Genomic DNA, 23,159 nt, shown 5'->3' on the forward strand with positions numbered 1-23,159 from the left:
GCCACCCAACTTACCCGCAGGAATCTCCTGTTTCATGACCCTGCACCATTAATTGGATATTTTCATTATAGCACCGTTTCTTGGCGCAAACCGGCCATCACTCTTGCGGTATACTAACTGCATGAGCAGACAACGACCATTTCGTGCCATCTTATTCGACCTTGACGGCACACTGACCGACCCTTTCACCGGTATTGCCCGCAGCGTTAACTACGCGCTGGCACAGATCGGTCACCCGCCGCTACCCGATGACGAACTGCGCGGCTGGATCGGGCCGCCGCTGCATGCGTCATTCGAGCAATTGCTTGGCGATCCGGCGCTGGCCGATCAGGCGGTTGCCCATTACCGACAACGCTACTGGGAAATTGGGATGTTCGAGAATGCGGTCTTTCCCGGCATTCCCGACCTCTTGCGCGACCTGCACGCGGCTGGGGTACGGCTATTCGTCGCCACTTCCAAGATTCGCCCGCCCACCGAACGGATCTTGGCCCACTTCGGGTTGCAAGCCTACTTCGAGGCCATCGCCGCCGTTGACCCCGACGACCGCAACAGCAACAAGGCAATGGTCATCGCCACCCTGCTGCCCCGGCTCGGCACCGACCGGGCATGGGCCGTAATGGTTGGCGACACCACCTACGACATTGCCGGCGCGCGGACACACCGGATGCCATGCATTGCCGTCACCTACGGCTACGGTGCCTACCACGACCTTTATCGGGCCGCGCCGTTAGCGCTGGCCCGCTCGGTGGCGGAATTGCGGGAGTTGGTGAGTTAAAGCGCCAACCGGGCCGCCGGATCGCCGAGCAGCATATAGTTGCGGGCGTCATTGCGCGCCATCCACAGCGTGGATAACTCGCGCGGTTCGGGTTGCTTGCCAAATTTGATGTTCTCTAACTCTTCGGCGAGTGTCATCGAGCGAGCGGCTTGAATGATGTTGAATTGATCGGTCGCACTGCCGAGCCGTTTGCCGGTGATCAGCCGCCCAATCACATCTTCAAAGCTTTGGGTCTGGCTGCGCGCGCCATCCATGCTGAAGCCATACGTCCATGCGCGTTCGACATGGCCAACCACGCCGAGCGCGCCGCGCAGCAGTATCTGCTGCGGCAGTTGGGCAACGAAGGTGAAGGGCGCGATCAGCGGGCGGCCTCTGTTGGGATCGAAGATAAATTCGTCTTGCCGCGGACAACCGGCACCATAGCAGGCAAACAGCAGCGCCACCATCCCTTCGAGCGAGAGGGTGCTTGGCAGGTCTTCGGCAGCAAACCAATGCTCGCGCTTGATTCCACCGAAGCCTGTCCAGTCTTGCGTCACTAGGGCGCCTTGGTATGGGATCAGTTCGCGGTCGTTGGCCGGCAGGCCAAGGCCATGGGTGGCACTGAAGAGGATGGCTGGCGGCTGATTATCCTCACGCAGCGCCTGTTCAAGGTTGCTGCGAGTAGCATCGTTGGCCAGCAACAGCCGTTTGCCATACCCCAACCGCTGCGGCAGGCTTTGGTCATGCCAACGCGAAAGTGGCGTCACTAGCTCAATCGCGCTGCGCTCGGTCGATTTATCAAGGTCGTGGCGGGTGCCGAAATAGACAATTTCACGGCGTAAGCGTATCTCGTTCGCCTTGCGTCGCTCGTAGTCAACCAGCCGTTGGGCGTAGGTCGTGTAATCAGCATAGCGATGCTGGCCGCGTTCATCGGTAAAGCAAACTCTTCCCACCCCCCAGAAGATATCGAGTTCATACTGGAAGTTGAAGCTGATGAAGGCTTGATCGTTCGGCGCCAGCGGGCCGGGCCGGGCCGCGATCAGCAGGTAGAACGGCACGCCTTGGCTCGGTTTGACCGGACCGGCCATTGTGCCGTGGCGGGCTAACCAACCATTAACCCGCTCGTTTGGACGGCACACCAGCACCGGCACGCGCTGTTCCCACGGCTGGCGGATGTCGGCGTAGCGGCTGGCCCATTCGGCGCAGGTTTCGCCGGGGCGGAAGGTGACTGCCGGCAAGGAAATGCCTTGTTGCTGGGCACGATGATCGATCAACGGCCACAGCGCCTCGATCAGGCGAGCGTCATCGGTGGCGCTAACCACTAATGCCCAGCGCGCTTGAGCCAAATCCTCTTGATCGACATCAGCAACCACGCCGAAATGCTTCTCTTCGGCCTCGTTACGAGTCTTATGCAGAGTCTGCAACTCTTTCGGATCTTCGCTGCGTTGAGCGAGATCGCTGGCGGTTTTAGCGTCAATCCGCAACAACGGCTCGCCGCGCCGGCCATCAATCCCGTTGGGGTAGAGTTCGTCGGTGCTCTGTTCATTGGCAATCAAGATGAGCGGGCCACTATAACCGGCGACTACTGGCGACAGGATTGGTTCCGGCGTTACTGGCGCTACCTCAACCGGCGCCACTGATTGCGGCTGGCCGCCAGCTAACGCACCGATCCGCTCGATTAGCGTGTCGAGGCGTGTACGGATGGCCTGCACTTCGGCAAGGATAGCGGCTAAGGTTTCACCGGAAGCAGCGTCTAATGCCGGCGTTGCCACCTTCGGCTGTTCAACGATCACCCCAGTGGCGATCAACGCTGCCAACCCTTCATCAAAGATTAGTTGGTATGGCACATAACAATAGCCGGGGCCATCCGGGTTCTCGTTCGCCCAGTCACTCCCCCACGAATTGCGCACAATGAAATAGCCGCCACCGGGGGCGGAAGGGTCATCGCGGTAGCCCAAAGCGCACATTGCATGCCCACCCAACCGCTGCTCGCCGGGCAAGGCGCGGCGCACCCGTCCGATCCGGCGCACTTGGCCGCTGCTCGTCCAATGCTCACCGATCATCAACCCGATCAGCACCGGCTTACCAGCGGCCAACGCCGCCTTGATCTGATTGACATCGCGGGCCGGCAACTGATCGATGCCGGCAATCCGGCGCTGCTTGGCCTCGCGGAAGGCAACATCGCTGGGTCGTTCGTGGCCGGGATTAGTATGGTCAACCGGTTCTGGTCGGTACGGCCACGTCTCTTCGCGGCAGACCCCCAATTCGGCAACCGCGCGCAGCGCTACCAGCGGGTTTGTGCCGACATCGCCGGGAATACGGTCACGTTCCTTGCTGATCCAATAGATAAACTGCTCGGAGAGATCGGTGGGATCGTTGCTCAGCGTCTGCACCATAGCCGCGATAGTAAACGCGACACAAGTATTGCGCGGCCCTTGGCTGACCGGTGGCGGCAGGGTCATCAGCGGCGGTACTTCGCTCGGCAGACCGACCGGCGGGCTAAAGGCAGCGGCATCAACTTCGGGCAGATCGTCGAAAATCGCGCCAGTGCCGACCGGTTCCATCGCCACATCAACGCTGAACGAGCTAGCATCAGGCACGACCTCGAGCGCCGCCATCACCATAGCCCGCACGTCGTCATCGCTGCGGCCCAGCGCCTGCGCCAGCGCAGCCAGCCCGCTGCCCAAGCCGGTATTGCTCGACCGCGCAGTCGCCACCAACTCTTCGACGCTGGTAATCCAATAGGCGGCCAAGGCTGTGCGGGTCGCTTCATCTATCGCGGCTACTTCGGTCAGCGGGGTCAGGGTGCGCATAACAATCTCCTTGGAACGCAAAGAGTGCAAAAGGTTTGAACGCAACGACGCGAAGGGCGCAAAGGGTTTGAGATGTTGCACACAAGCGCGCTTATACCATCCTCTAAGAACCTTCGCATCGTTGCGTTTATCATCCTCTGCGGCTTTGCGCCTTCCTCCATTCACATTCGTGCCAAGATTCCGCGCAACAACGCTGCAAATCGCGGCTTGGCCGCCTCACCGGCTTCGATCACCTCAATGTGATTCGCCGGCGGCCCATCGGGCAGGGCAAGGTTGGTAATCAGCGAAAAACCAAGCACACGCATCCCGCCGTGAATGGCAACGATAATCTCTGGCGCGGTAGACATCCCTACGGCGTCAGCTCCCAGCATGCGCACCATCCGAATCTCGGCGGCGCTCTCGAAATGCGGACCGCTTAACATGCAGTAGACCCCTTCGCGCAACGTGATGTTGAGATCGGCGGCAACGGCGCGGGCCAACGGTACCAGTTCATTATCAAACGCACCTACCATAGCTGGAAACCGCGGCCCTAGCCGCTCGTCATTCGGCCCGCGCAGCGGATGGTGGCCAGCCATCCCCGGCAAAAAGATCTGGTCACTAATCCGCATAATATCGCCGACCTGCCAATCGGGGCATAACCCGCCGGCGGCATTCGTGACAATCAATGTATCACAGCCGAGCGCGCGCAACACCCGCACCGGGAAGGTCACCTCTTGCATGCTGTAACCCTCGTAAAAGTGAAAGCGCCCACGCATCACCGCCACCGGCTGTCCGGCCAATAACCCAACCGCCAGCTCGCCGCGATGGCCAATCACCTTTGGCTCGTGGAAACCGGGAATATCGCGGTACGGGATCACCGCTGCGTCATCCATTTCATCTGCCAGCGCACTCAGACCAGAACCAAGGATCAAGCCAACCCGCGGTATGTGGCGCAGGCGCGGCGCAATCGCAGCGCGAGCCTGTTCGATATCGTTATACATGCGACACCTACTTGGTTATTCAACGTACAAGGACTATAACGGTTTCTCGAGTTGATTGCTATTGCGCTGGCGCTCCTCGTTGTTCATCGCATCGCCGTGCGTAGAGACAGTGCGATGCCCTATCCCCGCGCGGCGATGCCGCCCTGTGAGCACAGAATCTATCAGCTCAGGCATCCCTGAGGCTAAAACAGGCGACTGCTTCGGGGGCTGCGCCCCCGCGCAATGACAACCGGGTTGACCAACGACTAAATCCGGCTCAACAGATCGCGCTTCTTGGCCTCAAACTCTTCGGGGGAAAGAATGCCACGATCGCGGAGGTGAGCCAGTTCTTCCAGTGTGCGCTGGATATCGATCGCCCGACCGGATTGACGGCTGGGAGTGTACCCATCGGTATCAAGATAGCCATAGCCGCGATCGAGGTTATGCTTAGCTTCGAGCAGCATTCGCTTGAATTCAACCGGCGCTTCAATGCGATCCATCACGTTGGCGCCCTCGCTGCCTGATGCGGTCAAGATTTCAATCGTACCAAAATTGAAGATACGCCCCAAAATGCTCTGGCGTAGCTCGATGTCGTTGATCTTTTCGAGCGATGAATCGATCACTCGCTTATTAAACACACCGCGCACTTGCAAGACCCGCCGATCAGTAATGATGATCTGCTCGGAATTCCAGCGTAGAAAGTCGATGAATCCGCTAATGAGCACAATAATGCTGATCACGATGCAAATCAGCAGGATCAAATTACTGATACTAATCCCGCCAATCATCGCCGTTGGGTTATCGCGAAACGCCATATTTGAGGCGACGCCAGCCGCAACCAATATGGCAATTAATGTGAGTTCGGCCAAAATGTTGACAATAAGCACATAAATGTGCTGGCGGGCAACGTATAGGATTTGTTCTCCCCGCCCGAGCAGGCTTTCTACGTAGTTCATGGCCCGCCCTCCTCTGTTGTTGGCAACGTTGTAGTCATACTATCCTACCGCGACGAAAGTAGACGATCGAGAAAATCAGCAGATTTGAGATCGCGTTCCAGCAGATGGCGCAAACTGGCGCGCAGCAACTCGGCTGCTTCCCGGCGTGTCGCTGCCGAGATGCGCAATTCTTCACTAGCGGCGACTGGTTGGGCCTGAAGGTAGCGTAAGAGGCGAAAGGTCGCTTCGCTCATCGGCAAGGCAGCCGGGTCAGCCGCTCGATCACGCGGGCAGAGCACACCGCCAAGCGCCGGACTGTAGCGATCGGCTTCAGGGGTGAGCAGTTCATCGCACACCACACAGCGGTGGAGTTGTGGGCGATAGCCAAGCAAGTGCAGTAGGTGCAACTCGAAACTGCGCAGCGCTAGCTCAGGCAGAGGACTACGATCGAGCGATCCGAACGCCTCAACTAACAATTGGAACAGCGGCGGATTCTCCTCCGCTTCAGTGGTGAGGCGATCGTACAATTCGGCGACGTAATAGCCGCACCCAAGCCGCGTTAAATCGGTGCGCAGCACCGGAAAGGTATTCACAATTTGACTCTGAGTGACAATATCAAGATTACGCCCGACGGCAAGCATCATCTGCGCGTGGGTGAAGAGTTCGATATGGCCTGCGAGCCGGCTCTTCATCTTGCGCGCGCCTTTGGCGATGACCCATCGCTTCCCGGTTGGCGTAGCAATGAGTAACAGGCGGTCGGCTTCAGCCACATCGCTGCGGCGAAGGATCACCGCTTCACTGCGATAGACTCGCTCTCGCATGGATCTGGTCGCCATTGCGCGCCGTCAGGCTAGGCTGGCGATGCGCCTTGCGCGGGAATTCATTGATTGCCCGCCAGATAATGATACTCACTTGATCGTTGATCAGTTCATGACCATTGCAATTCTCTTGCACGCTGTATTATAGCCGCTCATAAGAGGCCGATCAAGCAGGTTTTCGCTTTACCACTGCACCGGTCTAGGGTACAATAATGAGCCGGTACGCTTGGCACTATCACTGCAATGCGCAAATGTAGGAACGCTCTGCGGCGTTCCTAACCGTTACGGTTAGCCCAGATGTATCTCAAACGGCTCGAAATCCAAGGCTTTAAAACTTTCGCTGCCCGCACCGTGTTCGAGTTTCAACCGGGGATTACTGCCGTGGTTGGCCCGAACGGTAGCGGCAAGTCAAATTTGGCCGACGCGGTGCGTTGGGTACTGGGCGAGCAGAGTATGGCGACGCTGCGCTGCAAACAGGCCAGCGAGCTGCTGTTTGCCGGCGGTGGCCGTCGCCCGCCCGCCGGTCTGGCCGAAGTCGCGCTGACGATTGACAATACCGACCGCTTGCTGCCGCTCGATTTTGATGAGGTGACAATCACCCGCCGCGTCACCCGCACCGGTGACAATGAGTATTTCATCAACCGCGCTCGCGTCCGTCTGCGCGATTTGCTGGCTGCAATCGAGCCACTCGGCGGTTCGTATACGATTATCAATCAGGGGTTGGTTGACGCTGCCCTCACCCTACGCCCCGCTGAGCGCCGTCGCCTGTTTGAAGACGCGGCAGAAATCGGCGGCTATGAGCTGCGCAAGGCCGAGGCCCTCCGCCGTTTGCGCGAGAGCGAGACCAATTTGCAGCGCGTGACCGATTTGCTGGCCGAGCTGGAGCCGCGCTTGCGCGCGTTGCGCCGGCAGGCCGGTCAAGCTCGCCAGTACCGCGAGTGGCAGGCCGAATTGCAGACGTTGTTGGCCCACTGGCACCATGCCCAGTGGCGCGAGGCCCAAGCCCAAGCCCAACAGGCGCAAGCGCAGGCGCAACAGGCCGATGACGAGCTGGCTCGCCGGCGCGCGGTGCAGGCTGAAGCGGCAGCGGCGGTGCAGGCCCGCCGCGTTGCGCTGCGCGAACAGCGCGAGGCGCTAGGTGCGTTGCACCATCAGGCTTCGGCGCTGCACCACCAAGCCGAGACATTGCAACGCGAGCTGGCCGTCGAGTATGAGCGGATCGCCGCTGCCGCGCGCCGCCACGACGAGCTAGAGCGGCAAATGTCGGCACTGGCGGAACAGCAGCGGCTGGCCGCGCAAGAGCGTGATCGCGTGGCTGCCGAGGCCGCGCAGGCCGCGCAAGAGGTGGCGGCAGCACGGCGTGATTTGGCGCTGGCCGAACGCGAACGGCAGGCCGGCGAACATGCGCGGATCAGATTGGCTACCGAACTCAAGGCTGCGCAAGAGCGCGCGTTGCAAGCTGCCCGCGCCGAAGCGACGGTCGCGAGCCAGATCGAGCAGATAATCGCCCAACAGGCCCGTTTGCGCGCCGAAAGCGAACGCTTGGCCACCGCTTTGGCACAGGCTGCCGGCACAACCGGCGCGGCCCAAGCTGCCGTGGCTGAAGCGCAAGCTGCGCTGGTCGCCGCTGAACAAGCGTATCAGGAGAACACAGCGGCGGTACAAGCCGCGCGCCAAGAACTCGATCGCCTGCGCGCGGCCCGCGCCGCCGCCGACGAAGAGCGCGCTACCCGCCGCCACACACTAGCCGAACGTGAAGCCCGCCTAGAGGCACTTATCCGCCTTGCCCGCTCGCATGCCGGTGCGTTTGCCGGTGTTAAGGCGGCGTTGGAATGGGCCGAACGCAACGGCCGCACCGGCTTTACGCTGGTGCAACAGATCATCCGTGTGCCCGCCGAATTGGAAACCGCGATCGAAGTTGCGCTTGGCGCGCGCCTGCAACACATCGTGGTCGAACAGTGGCGCGATGCCGAAGAGGCGATTGCCGAATTGCGCCGCACCGGCGTCGGTCGGGCTACCTTCTTGCCGCTCGATACGCTGCGCCGGCCCAGCAGCGATTCCCGCCGCCCTGCCTTCTCGGCGCAGGTAATCGGCGTCGCTGCCGAGCTGGTCGAGTACGATCCACGCTATGCCGTGGTGGTCGCACAGTTGCTTGGCCGCACACTGGTTGTCGCCGATTTGGCGACCGCCCGCGCCGAGCTGCGCCATTTGCCGTCCGGCTGGACAATTGTCACGCTTGCCGGCGAGCAAGTGCAGAGTGGTGGCGCTGTCACCGGCGGCGCTCCTACCCGTGAGAGCGGCGCGTTGCGCCGTGAGCGCGAGCTGCGCGAACTGCCAGAACAGGTTGCGGCGGCGCGAGCCGCGCTTGAGGCGATTGACCGGCAGCGCGTCGCGCTCGATCAAGAGTTGCAGTCGGCTACTACCCGCCTGCGCAGCGCCGAGCACGCCGAACGTGAAGCGCAGCGCCGACGTGAAGCGGCCCGCAATGCGCTCGATCAGGCCCAACGCCGCACCCGGCAAGTGGAACAAGAACAACAATGGGTGATGGCGCAACAAGAGCGGCTGGGGCAAGAGTTAGCAACGCTCGCCGAACAGTTGACCGCCTTGCACGAACGCCAAACCGGTTTGCACGCCGAACGCGCCGCTGCTGAAGCAGCTCTCACCGCAGTGCGCGAACGGCAAGAGCAGCAGGCTAGCGCTGATCGCGCCAGCCAAGAGCGGTTGGCCAACCTGCGCGCTGCACTCAGCGCCGCCGAAAGCCGGCAGGGCATGCTCTCTGAAGTGCTCGCCGGCCACGAACGCACGCTCGCCAACCTCGTGCGCCAGCGCAGCGAACTGGAAACCACGCTACAGGCATTGCGCGACGAGCGCACCCAACGCGAAACGGCATATGCGGCGGCACTGGCTCGTCAGCAGCAATTGCTGGCCGAACTGCACGGCCTGCAGGCGCAGATTGAGCCGGCGGAAACCGAATTGGCTGCCGCCGAAGCCGAATTGGCTCGCCTCGAAGCCGCTGAAGCGCAAGCTACTACCGATCTATTAGCCGCCGAAGCCGCCCATAGCCGGTTGGCCCGCGAAGCGCAACGCGCTGCTGACCGCCTTGAAACGCTCTTCGAGCGGGCCGTCGCCGATGGTATTGACCTGACCGCACCGCCTCCCGCCAACGATAGCCCACCGTTAGCCGAACTGCCGGCAGCGATTGAAGCGTTACGCAGCCGCATCATCCGCCTCGGCACGGTCAACCCGCTGGCACTGGAAGAGTATGAAGAGGCCAACAACCGCTCTGCCTTCCTCACCGCGCAAGCCGATGACCTCCGCGCCGCCAGCGCGACTCTCCACCAACTTATTGATGAACTCGATCGCGCGATGAACGACCGCTTCCAGCACACCTTTCAAGCCGTCGCCGCCGAATTCAGCGCCACCTTCCAAGAACTGTTCGGCGGCGGCAGCGCCCGCCTTGAGCTGATCGAGACCGATCTCGACAGCAGCGAGAGTAATGGCAAACGCCCCCAGCAAGGCGTCGAGATTATCGCCCGCCCGCCGGGCAAACGTCCGCAAAACATTGCCCTGCTCTCCGGCGGCGAACGCACACTCACCGCAGTGGCGTTGCTCTTCGCGATTTTGAAAGTCAATCCGAGCCCATTCTGTATTCTCGACGAAACTGACGCTGCGCTCGATGAGAGCAATGTGGGCCGGTTTCGCGAGATGTTACAACGCCTGACCGATCGCACTCAATTCATCGTGATCACCCATAATCGTGGTACGATTGAAGTAGCCGATACGCTTTACGGAGTGAGCATGGGTGACGATGGCGCTTCGCGGGTAGTCTCGTTGCGCGTGGAAGAGTACGTGGGGGAAGAGGCATGATCCATGCTGCCGAATTGGCCGACCTCTTGAGCGGGCGAATCGGATCGTTGACGATCACGCCTGATGGCGCATTGCGCCACGACGATCCCCCGCCGGGAGCGATCTTTCCCGGCAGCTTCAACCCGCTTCACGCCGGGCATCTGGGGTTGCAACGAGCAGTGGTGGTGATGACCGGCCAGCCAGTGCATTTCGAGCTGACGATACGCAATGCTGACAAAGGCGAGTTGCCGCTGGCCGAGATTGAACGGCGCGTCGCCCAATTCCGCGGCAAGCATTATGTCATTCTCGCTGCTGCGCCGCTCTTCGTGCAAAAGGCGCGCCTCTACCCCAGACGTGCCTTTGTGCTGGGGTACGATACCGCGCTGCGGCTCGTCGATCCGCGTTACTACGGCAGCGCCGAGGCGATGTCAGCCGCCTTCGCTGCCATTGCCGCCGCCAACTGCCGCTTCTTCGTCGCCGGTAGGCAGATCGACGGGCGGTTTCACACGCTTGCCGATCTCACCTTGCCGGCGGGGTACGAATCGCTCTTCATCCCGGTGCCCGAACACCTCTTCCGGCATGACATCTCTTCGACCGAATTGCGCGCAAAAGCGGTGCAAGAACAACCCTAACCTAGACGCAACGTGTGGTAAAGTAGTGACACAGCGTTGCTGTGTCCTACCCAAGAAACATAGCAACGCTGTACCCCTACATTCCACACCAACGGAGCACCCGTATGACCCGGCCTTCGGTGCGTGAAATGCATGAAGCGCTCGAAGCGCAAATCCTCTCGCCATACGCGGCCAAGAGCGCCGATGCCGTGCGCGACCGGCCCGAACCGCCCTGCCCGATTCGCACTGCTTACCAACGCGACCGTGACCGCATCTTGCACTCGAAACCGTTTCGCCGGCTCAAACACAAAACCCAAGTCTTTATCGCCCCCTTGGGCGATCACTACCGCACCCGGCTCACGCACACGCTGGAGGTCACGCAGGTGGCGCGCACCGTCGCCCGCGCATTGCGCCTCAACGAAGACCTGACCGAGGCGATCGGTCTCGGTCACGATATTGGTCATGCGCCGTTTGGTCACGCTGGTGAAACTGCGCTCAGCCGGATCTGTTCCAGCCACTTTCGCCACAACGAACAATCGCGCCGGATTGTCGAAGTGCTGGAACAGCACGGCGAAGGGATGAACCTTACCTATGCCGTGCGCGAGGGGATCTACATGCACTCCAAGGGGCGACGCGACATCACTGCCAAAGCGTGGGGCACCGCCAGCACCCTCGAAGGCCAGATTATCAAACTCTGCGATAGCGTGGCTTATATCAACCACGACATTGACGACGCTATTCGCGCCGGCATTCTGCGCACCGAAGACCTGCCCGCCGATTGCATCGAGCTGCTCGGTGACAGCCACAGCAAACGCCTTGCCACCATGGTCGGCGATATGATCGAGCATAACTGGTGGGCAACCGGCGAAGGCGTTCCGCCTGACCCGCCATTGATCTCGATGAGTCCGACCATCTTGGCTGCCACCAACAAGCTGCGCGATTTTCTTTACCAAACTGTCTATTGGCGGTCAGAAGCGAAAGCGGAAGATGAGAAGGTGCGTTTCATTATTGAAACGCTCTACACCCATTTTATGCGCCATCCCGAAGAGCTGCCCGCTGAGTTGATGGCGATTATCGAACGGCGGGGCGAGCCGGTTGAACAAGCGGTCATTGATTATATCGCCGGTATGACCGACCGGTACGCATTGACCGTATTCAAACGCATATTTATCCCGCGCACGTGGGGCGGGTAACGGCTGAGATGCACGGTCGTGCGTCTCCTTGATACCGTCTACGATAACCATCACGACCATGGCATTCACAGCATTGGCACCATGAGCGTCATCGACGAAATCAAAGCCAACATCGACATCGTTGACCTCATCAATTCGATGGGGGTAGGACTGCGGCGCAGTGGGCGCAGCTTTGTCGGTTTTTGTCCATTTCATCCCAACAGCCGCACCCCCGCCTTCCACGTCTACCCCGACACCCAGAGCTTCTACTGCTTTGGTTGCCACGCCTCTGGCACGGCCTTCGATTTCGTAATGCGCAAACAGGGCCTCGATTTCAAAGGGGCTTTGGAGTTATTGGCTGAACGGGCCGGCATCCGGCTCGAACCCAAAAATGACGCCCAACGCCAAGAAGACGCACGCCGGGCGCGGCTGCTAGAGATCAACGGCGTCGCTGCTCGCTATTTCAACTATGTGCTGCTCAACCTCAGTCGCGGCGCTCCCGGTCGCGAATATGTCGCTCGCCGCGGCATCAACCAAGAGGCGATTGATGCCTTTCAGATCGGCTATAGCCTCGACGACTGGGGCCACCTCTTTACCTATCTGCACGACAAAAAGGGCTATAGCGTCGAAGACATTATCGCCGCCGGTCTCGCCATCCCCGGCGAGCGTGGCCCGTATGATCGCTTTCGCAACCGCATCATCTTTCCCATCCGCAACGCGCGCGGCGAAGTAATCGGCTTTGGCGGCAGAGCATTGGGTGACGCCCAACCCAAGTATCTCAACACGCCGGAAACCCCGCTCTTCAAGAAGAGCGAGGTGCTCTACGGCCTCGACCTCGCCCGCGACGCCATCCGCGCCACTAATCGCGCCATCGTGGTTGAAGGGTACGTTGATGTCATTACCGCCCATCAACACGGCTTCCGCAACGTAGTGGCGCCGCTCGGCACGGCGTTAAGCAAAGCGCATATCAACCAGCTCAAACGCCTAACCGACGCCGTTTATCTAGCGCTTGACGCCGATGCTGCCGGCCAGAAAGCGACCTTGCGCGGTCTCGAAACTATCCGCGCCGCTACTGAAGAGGAGGGCGAGGGCCGGATAGTGACAACTGCCCAAGGCATTGTGCGACTCGAAAACGATGTCACCATTCGCATCATCAGATTGCCGGCGGGGCGCGATCCCGACGAGGTGATCGCTGCTGACCCCGCACTCTGGCAACAGTTGGTTGAGGAAGCTGCGCCGGTGATGGATTTTTACCTCGAAGCCTACACCGCCGGCCTCGATATGCACGATCCGGCCCAACAGCGGCTGGCGCTTGAGCGGATCATCCCGCTGCTGAGTGAGCTTGACGGCGCGGCTCAGCGCGTCTACGTAGCCCGCGCTGAGCAAATGACCGGCGTGCGCAGCGAGCTGATCGTCGATCTGCTGCGGGCGCGAGTGCAACCGGCTCGGCGCAACGAACGAGCGCGCCGCAATAGCCCGCCGCCACCCCCGCCGCCACCCGCACCGGCGCCGATTGCTGCCTCGCCACTCGACGAGCGCCGTCGCAAGACCGAAGCCTACCTGCTGGCGCTGGCGCTGCGCTACCCCAGCGTCAATGTCGCGATTGAAAAACTGCTCGAAGAGTACAATGCCCGCTGGCGCGAGGCAGGCGAACTGTTCGGGGCCGGTTTGGAAGACCTGCTCGAAGAGCCGTTGCATCAAGCGATTTGGCGCGCTTACCTTGCCACCCCGCTCGAACTGCGCCCCACCGATGCCGAGAGTTTGCAGGCGTGGGTTGAAACCCTTGGCGAACCGCTCACCAGCGAAGCCCAAGCATTGATCGCGACGCTCAACCGCCGGCCCGACGACGTGCGCTACCGCCACGAAGCTGAACAATGCGCTCGCATCTTGCGTAAAGCACAGGTGATGGCTCGCATCCACCGTTACAACGAACGCCTACGCGAACTCGACAACGAGGAAGAGATTCAGCGCATCTTGCACCACATTCGTGAATTGAGTACCTACGCCGAACAGATCACCCAACCCCGCCGGTCGAGCACCTTCCCCGATCTGCGCGATCTCTTAGGACAAGGATAAACTCTGGTGCAGATGCGGTTTACAGCAGCGGGCTTCGTAAACCAAGCCCGGCCCTAAAGGGCCGGGCTGAAGCGTAGCCACCAAGAGCTACAAAAGATACGAAAACACTCGCATGGGTTGCGTCTGGTTGTGGCCTTTGCTCACCAATCCCTTCTCCCTCTCTCCCGCCGGGAGAGGGGGTAAGGGGGTGAGGGCCGCCACTTATGACGCCGGCTTGGCCGGAGTCGCCGCATGAGCGTTCTCGTTCACCGCCACTTCCAACGGCAAGTTGAGCGGATTCTCGGCCTGAATCTTGATCTCTTCGGGATCGATGCCGGGAGCCGCGCCGCCGAAGGTGGTATCGGCATTCATCTCTTTGCGCTGCTTCATCGCCGCGATCTGCTCCGGCGTCAGCACGCGCGACTCGTCAAAGCCGAGATCGATCTCGAGCTGGGCACCACGCATGTGGATGCGACCAAGGTCATAGAAGCGGCGAGTGACGGTGGTCTTCATAAAGGCGCGCAAACAACCGAGCATGTAGCGCCGCTTGAACGGATCCTTGATAAACGGGTACTCAAGGAAGGCCTTGCGCATATAGAAGCGGGCATAGTTGCGCAACACACCCTTGAGCACATCTTCGCGATCCATCAGCTCAGGCTTCATAATCGGCGTCACGAAGTTGTACTTTGCATAGTCGCGCACCTCGACCTTATCACCCAGCTCTTCAAACAGCTCGGCAAACGGCCACGGCGTGTACATATTCCAGTTGGCCATATCCGGCTTCCAGTCGAGCACGTAGCGATAGGTCTCTTCGATCGTCTCCGGCGTCTCATTCTCCATGCCCATAATGAACTGGGCCTCGGCCACCATGCCGTGCTTCTTAATCAGCTCGATCGCGCGCTTATTCTGCTCGATCGTCGTCTGCTTGCGGAAGCGGTCAAGGTTCATCTGAGCAGCAGCCTCGGTGCCGAGCGAGATATGCACCAACCCGGCGGCGCGCCAGAGCGGCAACTGCGCTTCATCACGTAGAATGTCGGTCACACGGGTGTTAATGCCCCAGTAAACCGGCAGTTTGCGCCGTACCAGCTCTTCGCAGAGCGCGGTGAACTTCTTGCGGTTGATGGTCGGCTCTTCATCGGCCAGAATGAAGAAGCCAATTTGATGCTCGCGCACCAGCGTCTCGATCTCATCAACAAACTTCTGCGGGCTGCGAGAGCGATAGCGCCGCCAGAACTTCCACTGCGAGCAGAAGCGGCAGGTGAAGGGGCAGCCGCGGGCGAAATTGGGCACGGCCACCCGCACATTGAGCGGTACGTAGATATAGCGCTTCCAATCGTAGAGGCTCCAATCCGGGGTGAGCTTGTCGAGATCGGCGATCGGATCACGGGCCGGCGTCGCCACCACCTTGCCGTCCTCGAGGTAGGCAATCCCCTTGATGTTGGCCCGGTCGCGCCGGTCGGTGCCGGCCTCAATCGACTGCATCAGCTCGACGATAATCTCTTCACCCTCGCCGCGCACAATGTAGTCGATCCATGGCGCCTCGGTTAAGACCTGACCATACATGAAGGTCGGGTGAATGCCGCCAAGAATGAGACGAGCATTCGGCACTTCTTCACGCGCGATCTGCAACGTCTCTTGCGCCTTGTAGATCATCGGCGTGATCGCCGTGGCCATCACCACATCAGGCCGATTATGGCGCAAGATCAGGCGCAATTGCTCATTGGGCAGATCTTCCGTCATCGCATCGACGAAACGCAGGTTGTTGAAGCCTGCGGTGCGCAATGCGCCGCCGATGTAGGCGACCCAGCTCGGCGGCCAGTTCCCAGCAATTTCAGCCCCACCGGCATGGTAGTTCGGCTGGATCATCATGATCCGCATGCGTGGCCTCTCTTCCTTTCTGACGACCAAGTCTGAACTACAACAACGCAAAGACAAACGAAATCGACGCCCCCGGATTACCCCTCACGTGATACGGCAAACGTGCAGCGCGGCGCACCCATAGCCCGGCATGCCACCTCGCGCACACGGATCCGATCGCTCACTACCCGTCGCAACAAGCCTTCAAACGCCGCCCGGTAGTAACTGCACACCGGCTCGGCAGCCTGCACTCCACGAGCTTCCACGCTATTGGCCAGCGTCAACTGCCATTGTGGCCGTAACGTATAGCCAAATTGCCCGCTGCCGGCGAACGTCCACGCATGTTTGGCAATGGCTGGAAGAAAGATACGCAACGCCAACCCCACCGGCAAGCGCGGTAAGAGCAGCCTGATTAGTGCCGGTACCCGGTTCGTCGCCACATAGTTCGCGGTGAGTTCGCCCGAACGGTCAAGCACTCGCATCGCCGCCGGCATCCCTAGCCAGTCGCGCAAGTCACGGATCATCGCGCCAAATTCGCTCTCGGCCAGCATGTGGTCGGGCATCGTTTCAAGGAAATGGCCTCGCCCACTGCGACGCAGCCAAGCTGCGGTGGTCTCGGCGCCATACTGCTCGCGCAAGGCCGCAATGGTCTGGATGATCGAATTTGGCCCGATCCGGGCAACTTCAGCGACGTGTGCTACATCTTGCATACTATGCCCACTGACATTGTTTGAAATGTCAACGTATGCAATAAATGTAACATCTTTACCCGATTTTGCCGGTTGTAAGTCATTCACTCAGGGTAAAAACTGGGTAAACAAAGGTGTGCAGATGACGGGCAACGTAGTGACATACGGTAGCGATGCAGCGGCGCTGTGTCGCTACGACGCTCCGCCTCCCTCCACACAGGCTATGATCGCGCGTTGGGGTTCGATAGACGGGCGCTGGGGATGGAAGAGGACGAGAAATTCGACGTTCCCCGCCGGGCCGGTAATCGGCGAGCGGGTGAGGCCAGCAGGGTTGAGCTGGTGCGTCGTTGCAAAGGACAGAATATCGTGGATCACCTGCGCATGCACCGCCGGATCGCGCACCACACCGCCTTTGCCCACGTGTTGCGGTCCGGCTTCAAACTGCGGCTTAATCAGCGCCACAATCCACGCGGTTGGTGTGATGAGTCGCTGTACTGCCGGCAAGACGAGCCGCAGCGAGATGAAGCTGACATCGATCACGGCGCAATCGACCAGCACGCCACCAGGCAGCGCGGTGAGGTGGCGAATGTTGGTGCGTTCGAGCGCAACCACCCGTGGATCGGTGCGCAGCCGGTGGTCGAGAATGCCATAGCCGACATCAACCGTAAACACCCGCGCCGCACCGCGTTGCAACAATACGTCGGTAAACCCGCCGGTGGAAGCGCCAACATCGATCGCTGTCAACCCTGCCGGATCAAGCCCAAACTGATCTAGCGCATGCGCGAGCTTGAAGCCACCGCGGCTGACGTAGGGCAAGCCGCCACGCACATCAATCTGGGCGTCGAGAGGTACCATCGTGCCGGCCTTGGTCTGCACGTGGCCGTTGACCAGCACCTGCCCGGCCATGATCAGCGCCTGCGCCCGCGCGCGCGTCTCTGCCAGACCAAGCTCGACTAGCAGCGTATCGAGACGTTGGCGGGCCATGCTACTCTTCTCGGCGCAATTCAACTTCAAGGCGGGTAATTTCGTCTTCCAACTCAGCCACCATCGCCCGCAACCAGTCAGGCGGCGGATTGTGCGGATCATGCAGTTGGGCGCGCAACATGCGCAATTGGTTGCGACGCAGCCGCAACTGCTCACGAATGGTCGCCTGCCGATCGACCGGCGCCGGTGCTGGCGGCAATGGTTGGCCGGCCAGATAATCGTTCACCAGCTCGGTCATGAAGTCATCCAGCTCGATACCGCGCTCGCGGAGCAGCCAGTAAAGCTGGTCGCGTTGCACCTCGGTAAGCCGGATGCGAGTTGGAATGGTGTAGTGTCCACTCATAGCACACGCATTATACCGTATCTTGGGGCACGTAGACGCACTCCTATCTTGATGGGACACCCGCCCTCCGTGGAATTGATCTGACGATCGCTGCTGGGGAAAAGGTAGCGTTGCTGGGAGTGAATGGAGCCGGCAAGAGCACGCTCTTGCTTCAGCTCAACGGGACGCTTCGCCCATCAAGCGGCACGATCGTGGTCGACGGCCTGCCCGTGACGTCATCGAATCTCGGTCAGATTCGGGCACGGGTAGGATTGGTCATGCAACATCCCGATGATCAGCTCTTCTCGCCAACCGTCGGTGACGATGTTGCGTTTGGACCGCGCTATATGGGTCTCGCACCGACAGAGGTTGACCGGCGTGTCCGGCAGGCATTGCAGGCGGTCGGGATGACCGGCTATGAACAGCGTCCACCCCACCGGCTCAGCCTCGGTCAGCGGAAACGGGTGGCCTTGGCGACGGTGCTGGCCATGCAGCCGAGCGTGCTGGCGCTTGATGAGCCTTCCGCCGGTCTTGACCCACGCGCCCGTCGCGAATTGAGCACCCTGCTCCGTACCCTACCGCAAACGATGCTCGTCGCAACCCACGATCTGGCACTGGTCACCGAGGTATGTCCGCGCGTGATCGTGATCGCGACGGTCGCGTGATAGCCGATGAAGCAACCTCCTCACTCCTCACCGATCACGATCGCCTCATGCAGTACGGATTGATCTAACCACCACGCGCTTCCCCTGCCACCGCGGCCTATGGGGAAGCGCGAACTGCTGCCAACAGCGTCCCCGCTACATCAAAGGCCGCCATTGGCGCAGTTGGGTGAAGAACCGCAAGACCATCTCGGTATGCAGTGGAAAGGCTAGCTCAGCCGGCGCAGTGATAATGACCCGATCAGCAGCTTCGCTATTGGGGAGAAAGACTGGTAGATCCTCGCTGCGCAGTTGCGGCCCGATCCCAAACACGAGCAGATAGCCATCGGGAGTGCTGCGCGCAGCAAAATCGCTGACCAACGCCGGATCAATCTCTATCCCAGCCTCTTCGTACAGCTCGCGGGCGGCTGCGTCTTGCCAACGCTCTCCCATCTCGATAAAACCGCCGGGTAACGCCAACTGCCCCCGGCGCGGATGCGCCGCCCGCCGGATCAGCAAGAGTCCATCATCAACTGGCTGCAACAACAAGACCACTGGCAAGGGATTGCGATAGGTTGTGCTGCCACAATGCGAGCAAATGCGGGGCCATGACTGATGTTCGGCAAACGGATGGCCGCAGAATGAACAGAACGAATACTGGCGATACATGACTTCCTGCGCAACGAGCGACGGATCCAACAAGATTTGTAGTATAACATAAAAATGACGCTGCGCTCCGTCATTGGCCCGCTCTTCACGATCCCACCGGACGCTGCCACGCTTGTGAAGCGGCTATCGCTTCCATGACCGGCTGATCCGGCTGATGCAAACACTGATCGAAGGCAGCGCGCAGCGCGGTTTCATCCATCGCTCCCGGCACACCAATAAACACCATCTGAGTCTGAGGCGACTGGTCACCCCACGGCTCACTCACCGTCACATGCACCCGCGTCCCTACCACCTGCAAGACGGCGCGCCGCTGGGGAACTTCGACCAGATAGACCACCCCTTTAGCGCGGAAAATGGCCGGCGGTAAGTTGAGAATGGTTCGTCGAAACGCATTGAGCGTAAACGGACGGTCACAGACGTAATGCCACGTGGCGAATTCGGCGCCGTGGTCATGGTGGTGGTGTTCGCTATGATCATCTGCCGCAGGATCATGCTCTTCGCTCTGATTGGTGACAGCAACAAAGTGTAGCGCTGCGCGCTGCTGAAAGCGGCCTACATCTAGCACAAGCGACAACGGTACGTCACCATACGTCGCCGGCAAGATTCGCGCCTGTGGCACGATCCGGCGCACCCACTCTTCGATGCTGACCAGTTGATCAGGCGTAACCAAGTCAACTTTGTTGAGTACAACTATATCAGCAGCACTAATCTGTTCGACAATCAGCGCCTCATAGTCCGGCTGCTGGCGCACATAATCGGCGTCAACAACCGTGATCACGCTATCGAGACGGAAATATGGGCGCAGTTCAGGCATGAGAAACGTATCGGCCACGGCCCATGGATCACTCACCCCGCTCGCCTCAATAATAAGATACTCCGGCGGTACTGGCCGATCTAAGAGTTGCAATGCCGCGCGCAGCAGATCATCGCGGATGGTGCAGCAAATACAACCGTTGGCCAGCGCAATCGTATCGCCTTCAAGCCCAACCACCAACTGGGCATCAATATTGATCGCGCCAAAATCATTCACCAGCACCGCCGTGCGCAAACCGTGATCGGCGTGCAGAATCCGGTTGAGCAAGGTGGTTTTGCCAGAGCCAAGGAAACCGGTCAGAATCGTCACTGGAACTGGATGGGCAGACATTTCCATGCGGGTTCTCCTTACCCACGCCGGCGAGGCCGGCAGCAAGGGCAATCGAGACCGTGCCTCACCTGTGCCACGTGAGCCGGGGTCGCGTAGATCGGTTCTGGCGCGCGCCGGACATAACACGTGCTGGTGACGCGCAAGCAAAGCCCGTGGCAAACCGGACACTCGACCGGATCATCAGCGCGCCACATCGGGCGCAGCTCCTCTAACTCTATCTCGCATTCAGGGCACTCATAGACGTACAGTGGCATCGCAACCTACCGGTGAACACAGCAACAAGACATATGAGACAATATATCATCTTTATTCGTCGTTGTCAAAGCGCGCTATGCGCTTTGACCTATCACCTCTCTACGCGCACACGCTTGTGCGCAGAGATGGCAATCCGCAGGGCGGAGGCGTGCCAACTGTTGCACCATCTATCGCTAGCAGATAATTTGTCGCAACAACTACAACCCCGCAATTATTTTACCTTGCCAGTAGTATTATTTGTGGGATAATACCCTTGTATACAATTTGCACATACCCTGCAAGGAGCAATATTATGTCAATATACCAATTCACGGCCCAACGGATCGATGGCACGATGCAGTCGCTGGCCGACTATCGCGGTCAAGTGCTGCTGATCGTCAATGTCGCGAGCATGTGTGGGTTATCGCCGCAATACGCTGGCCTTGAGCAACTCTACCGCCGCTATCGCGATCAAGGTTTCAGCGTGCTCGGTTTTCCCAGCAACCAATTTATGCAAGAGCCGGGCAACAATGAATCGATTGCCCAATTCTGCGAGCGGACGTATCAGGTCACCTTTCCGCTCTTCGCGAAGGTTGACGTGAACGGCCCTCATGAGCATCCGCTCTTCACCTATCTCAAAACTCAACAACCGGGATTGTTTGGCAGCACCGCGATCAAATGGAACTTCACCAAATTTCTGGTTGACCGCAACGGCAAGCCGCGCCGGCGCTACGCGCCGACCGATCTGCCGTCAATGATCGAAGACGACATTGTGGCCTTGCTGCGCCAACAACCCGCGACAGTGAGCTGAACGACCTCTGTCCGACTGCCCATCCTCCGTCAAGGCGTAGCTTTGCTACGCCTTTCTTCATGTAGTGAACGCCCAAGCTTATCATCTGTAACTACTGTATTCCTTATCTTGGTCACAAATCAACCACACGATACGCCTCTATGCGGTACGATAGAACATAACAACATGCAAACCCATGGCAGCCTTCTAGCGACACAACTACTGGCTCATTGCTTCAGAAAGCGTAACGGTCATGAAAACGGTATATGGCGTTGGCGCCGTCGTGTTCCGGTCGCAACCTGATCAAACAATTGAAATCTTGTTGATTCGGAAGCGTAAAGGTTTTTGGTCACTCCCAAAGGGCAAACTTAAAGTAAACGAACCACCGCGCAAGGCGATAGTGCGCGAGGTGTATGAAGAGACCCACGTTATCGCGGAAGTCATTGATCTGATTGGCAGGACTGATTACCTGATCAATGGGCCGCGAGGAACGCAGCGCAAGCTGGTTGATTACTATTTGCTGCGCGCGATCAAAGGTTGCGCTCGGCCAACCGGAGGGAGTGAGCAAATCATTGCCGCCGAGTGGGTGCCGTTAGCGGAAGCCATTGAGCGCATCCAACGTCCCCGGTTGCGCGCTGTAGTGCGCGTAGCGCAATCGTGGTTTAGTTGCTAAGATTTGCACGAAGAATTTCCATGTAATTCATGCCTTATGCACAGAGCCGGCCTTAAGAGCGGCGTGCTATAATAAAGTGGCATAGAGAGGAAGGATGGCACGTATGGATGAGATCGCTGCCACCCAACTTGCCCGCCGCGTTGATGATCATCGGCAAACTATCGCTGAGCGTGTTGCCGCCCGGCTGTTACGCGCATTTCCCGAACTGACGCACACCTTGCGCTTAGAAGAAAACTACGGCCCAATCGAACGTATGGCAGAAGTAGCTGTGCGCCCTCTCAGCGATTTGATCCGGGCAATGCTCTTGTTTGACGCCCTTGAAATTGCTGAAACCGAATTGCGCTGGGCCCGTGGCGTCTTGCCACGCTGGGGAGTGTCATATGAACATACGACAGCGATGATCCGCTGGTATTTTGAGGAGCTTGGCCGGTTACCGCTCTCTCCATCCGAACGAGTAGTAGCCACTGAAGTGGAACAGCACCTCTTGAACTTAATGGTACGCCTTTACCGCACAGCAGAGCCAAATCAGCGTGCAGTCACCGCGTAGATCAGCAACAATTCCTTTGTGAAATGAAGCAAGGGGCGACAAAAACGTCGCCCCTTGTCATTGTCTGCTACGATGACCAAATTAATTGGTGACAATCAGCTTACCTTGCATCAGTGGATAATGGCCGGGTACCGTACAGATGTAGATATAGGTGCCAGCTGCTGGCGCAGTAAAGGTGACTTCCACCGTCTCATTGCCATTGGCCAGCGGCGACTCAGCTAGAACATTGCTCTTGTCAGCCGGCAAGTAGTTTGCTGCCGGGCCAGCCGTCAGACCGGCATTGACAATCGCTGCCGCTTCAGCATCGCCACCCTTGACCAAGATCCAGTTGTGCTGCTGCACCGCTGAGTTGTTCTTGAAGCGCAGCGTCACCGTCTGGCCAGCAGCAACCCGCAACTCGGTCTTATCATACGCCAATTCTTCACCTTTCGAGCCGATCTCTAACGTGACCGGCCCGCTGCTCTGACCGCCACCGCTCGAACCGCCACTGTTCCCACCGCCGCCACAGGCGACTAACACCATTGCAAGCGCAGCTAGAACGGCGAACGCCATCATACGCAACCAGATTTTCATTGCTCTGTTCCTTCCTTGTGGTATCTATCACAAAATTGCAACGCTCAATTTATACCACTATCCCAACCATTGT

The 23,159-nt window shown here is 59.4% G+C and carries 21 protein-coding genes; 9 read left to right on the top strand and 12 right to left on the bottom strand.

What is annotated here, in order from left to right; translation table 11 throughout:
- The first annotated feature begins 121 nt into the window (after window positions 1-121).
- Window positions 122-775 (top strand): HAD family hydrolase, encoded by a 654-nt coding sequence (locus Q1A00_RS10405; protein WP_298404865.1) that lies wholly within the window; start codon window positions 122-124, stop codon window positions 773-775.
- Here Q1A00_RS10405 and Q1A00_RS10410 read toward each other — a convergent pair.
- From Q1A00_RS10410 to recO, 4 genes are all read right to left on the bottom strand, one after another.
- Window positions 772-3,567 carry a C1 family peptidase gene (locus tag Q1A00_RS10410; protein WP_298404862.1) on the bottom strand — a complete coding sequence of 932 codons (2,796 nt, stop codon included), beginning with the start codon at window positions 3,565-3,567 and terminating at the stop codon, window positions 772-774. The two genes, Q1A00_RS10405 and Q1A00_RS10410, sit on opposite strands and share 4 nt — an antisense overlap.
- A 161-nt stretch (window positions 3,568-3,728) precedes the next feature.
- Window positions 3,729-4,547 (bottom strand): purine-nucleoside phosphorylase, encoded by an 819-nt coding sequence (locus tag Q1A00_RS10415; RefSeq protein WP_298404860.1) that lies wholly within the window; start codon window positions 4,545-4,547, stop codon window positions 3,729-3,731.
- Between the two features lie 245 nt (window positions 4,548-4,792).
- Window positions 4,793-5,482 (bottom strand): PH domain-containing protein, encoded by a 690-nt coding sequence (locus Q1A00_RS10420; protein WP_298404858.1) that lies wholly within the window; start codon window positions 5,480-5,482, stop codon window positions 4,793-4,795.
- Between the two features lie 44 nt (window positions 5,483-5,526).
- Window positions 5,527-6,282, bottom strand: a complete 756-nt coding sequence (gene recO, locus Q1A00_RS10425; protein ID WP_298404855.1) for a DNA repair protein RecO — start codon at window positions 6,280-6,282, stop codon at window positions 5,527-5,529.
- A gap of 294 nt (window positions 6,283-6,576) precedes the next feature.
- Here recO and smc point away from each other — a divergent pair, with 294 nt between their 5' ends.
- The 4 genes from smc (at window position 6,577) to dnaG (ending at window position 13,984) form a co-directional block, all read left to right on the top strand.
- Complete coding sequence (gene smc, locus Q1A00_RS10430; RefSeq protein ID WP_298404852.1) at window positions 6,577-10,146, top strand: chromosome segregation protein SMC; 3,570 nt, start codon at window positions 6,577-6,579, stop codon at window positions 10,144-10,146.
- Complete coding sequence (locus Q1A00_RS10435) at window positions 10,143-10,757, top strand: hypothetical protein (protein WP_298404849.1); 615 nt, start codon at window positions 10,143-10,145, stop codon at window positions 10,755-10,757. Before smc ends, Q1A00_RS10435 begins: the two co-directional genes overlap by 4 nt.
- A gap of 104 nt (window positions 10,758-10,861) precedes the next feature.
- Window positions 10,862-11,929 carry a deoxyguanosinetriphosphate triphosphohydrolase gene (locus tag Q1A00_RS10440; protein ID WP_298404847.1) on the top strand — a complete coding sequence of 356 codons (1,068 nt, stop codon included), beginning with the start codon at window positions 10,862-10,864 and terminating at the stop codon, window positions 11,927-11,929.
- 18 nt (window positions 11,930-11,947) lie between these two features.
- Window positions 11,948-13,984, top strand: a complete 2,037-nt coding sequence (gene dnaG, locus Q1A00_RS10445) for a DNA primase (RefSeq protein ID WP_298404843.1) — start codon at window positions 11,948-11,950, stop codon at window positions 13,982-13,984.
- A 201-nt stretch (window positions 13,985-14,185) separates the two neighbouring features.
- On the opposite strand, the gene bchE is transcribed toward dnaG, so the two are convergent.
- The 4 genes from bchE to Q1A00_RS10465 form a co-directional block, all read right to left on the bottom strand.
- Window positions 14,186-15,841, bottom strand: coding sequence for a magnesium-protoporphyrin IX monomethyl ester anaerobic oxidative cyclase (bchE, locus tag Q1A00_RS10450; RefSeq protein WP_298404841.1), 1,656 nt, complete (start codon window positions 15,839-15,841; stop codon window positions 14,186-14,188).
- A 77-nt stretch (window positions 15,842-15,918) separates the two neighbouring features.
- Window positions 15,919-16,530: a bacteriochlorophyll 4-vinyl reductase gene (gene bchJ / locus Q1A00_RS10455; RefSeq protein ID WP_298482189.1), complete on the bottom strand. Its 612-nt coding sequence runs from the start codon at window positions 16,528-16,530 to the stop codon at window positions 15,919-15,921.
- A gap of 171 nt (window positions 16,531-16,701) precedes the next feature.
- Window positions 16,702-17,493 (bottom strand): TlyA family RNA methyltransferase, encoded by a 792-nt coding sequence (locus Q1A00_RS10460; RefSeq protein WP_298404835.1) that lies wholly within the window; start codon window positions 17,491-17,493, stop codon window positions 16,702-16,704.
- A gap of 1 nt (window position 17,494) precedes the next feature.
- The gene (locus Q1A00_RS10465; protein ID WP_298404833.1) at window positions 17,495-17,836 is read right to left on the bottom strand and encodes a hypothetical protein; all 342 of its coding nucleotides are present in this window, start codon (window positions 17,834-17,836) and stop codon (window positions 17,495-17,497) included.
- A gap of 86 nt (window positions 17,837-17,922) precedes the next feature.
- Here Q1A00_RS10465 and Q1A00_RS10470 point away from each other — a divergent pair, with 86 nt between their 5' ends.
- A complete protein-coding gene (locus Q1A00_RS10470) occupies window positions 17,923-18,480 on the top strand; it encodes an energy-coupling factor ABC transporter ATP-binding protein (RefSeq protein WP_298482201.1) in 558 nt (185 codons plus the stop codon).
- 135 nt (window positions 18,481-18,615) lie between these two features.
- Here Q1A00_RS10470 and Q1A00_RS10475 read toward each other — a convergent pair whose 3' ends face one another.
- From Q1A00_RS10475 to Q1A00_RS10485, 3 genes are all read right to left on the bottom strand, one after another.
- Window positions 18,616-19,125, bottom strand: coding sequence for an NUDIX domain-containing protein (locus Q1A00_RS10475; RefSeq protein ID WP_298404831.1), 510 nt, complete (start codon window positions 19,123-19,125; stop codon window positions 18,616-18,618).
- Window positions 19,126-19,210: 85 nt separating this feature from the next.
- Window positions 19,211-20,275 carry a GTP-binding protein gene (locus Q1A00_RS10480; RefSeq protein WP_298404829.1) on the bottom strand — a complete coding sequence of 355 codons (1,065 nt, stop codon included), beginning with the start codon at window positions 20,273-20,275 and terminating at the stop codon, window positions 19,211-19,213.
- An 11-nt stretch (window positions 20,276-20,286) separates the two neighbouring features.
- Window positions 20,287-20,523 (bottom strand): FmdB family zinc ribbon protein, encoded by a 237-nt coding sequence (locus Q1A00_RS10485; RefSeq protein WP_298404826.1) that lies wholly within the window; start codon window positions 20,521-20,523, stop codon window positions 20,287-20,289.
- A gap of 293 nt (window positions 20,524-20,816) precedes the next feature.
- Between Q1A00_RS10485 and Q1A00_RS10490 the strand changes: the two genes are divergently transcribed.
- The 3 genes from Q1A00_RS10490 (at window position 20,817) to Q1A00_RS10500 (ending at window position 22,513) form a co-directional block, all read left to right on the top strand.
- Window positions 20,817-21,314 (top strand): glutathione peroxidase, encoded by a 498-nt coding sequence (locus Q1A00_RS10490; protein WP_298404823.1) that lies wholly within the window; start codon window positions 20,817-20,819, stop codon window positions 21,312-21,314.
- Between the two features lie 232 nt (window positions 21,315-21,546).
- The gene (locus Q1A00_RS10495) at window positions 21,547-21,966 is read left to right on the top strand and encodes an NUDIX hydrolase (RefSeq protein WP_298404820.1); all 420 of its coding nucleotides are present in this window, start codon (window positions 21,547-21,549) and stop codon (window positions 21,964-21,966) included.
- Window positions 21,967-22,069: 103 nt separating this feature from the next.
- Window positions 22,070-22,513 carry a hypothetical protein gene (locus Q1A00_RS10500; protein WP_298404817.1) on the top strand — a complete coding sequence of 148 codons (444 nt, stop codon included), beginning with the start codon at window positions 22,070-22,072 and terminating at the stop codon, window positions 22,511-22,513.
- Between the two features lie 81 nt (window positions 22,514-22,594).
- Here Q1A00_RS10500 and Q1A00_RS10505 read toward each other — a convergent pair whose 3' ends face one another.
- Window positions 22,595-23,086 carry a plastocyanin/azurin family copper-binding protein gene (locus Q1A00_RS10505; protein WP_298482191.1) on the bottom strand — a complete coding sequence of 164 codons (492 nt, stop codon included), beginning with the start codon at window positions 23,084-23,086 and terminating at the stop codon, window positions 22,595-22,597.
- Between the last annotated feature and the right edge of the window lie 73 nt (window positions 23,087-23,159).

The sequence above is a fragment of the uncultured Chloroflexus sp. genome (assembly GCF_938091255.1).
GTDB lineage: Bacteria > Chloroflexota > Chloroflexia > Chloroflexales > Chloroflexaceae > Chloroflexus.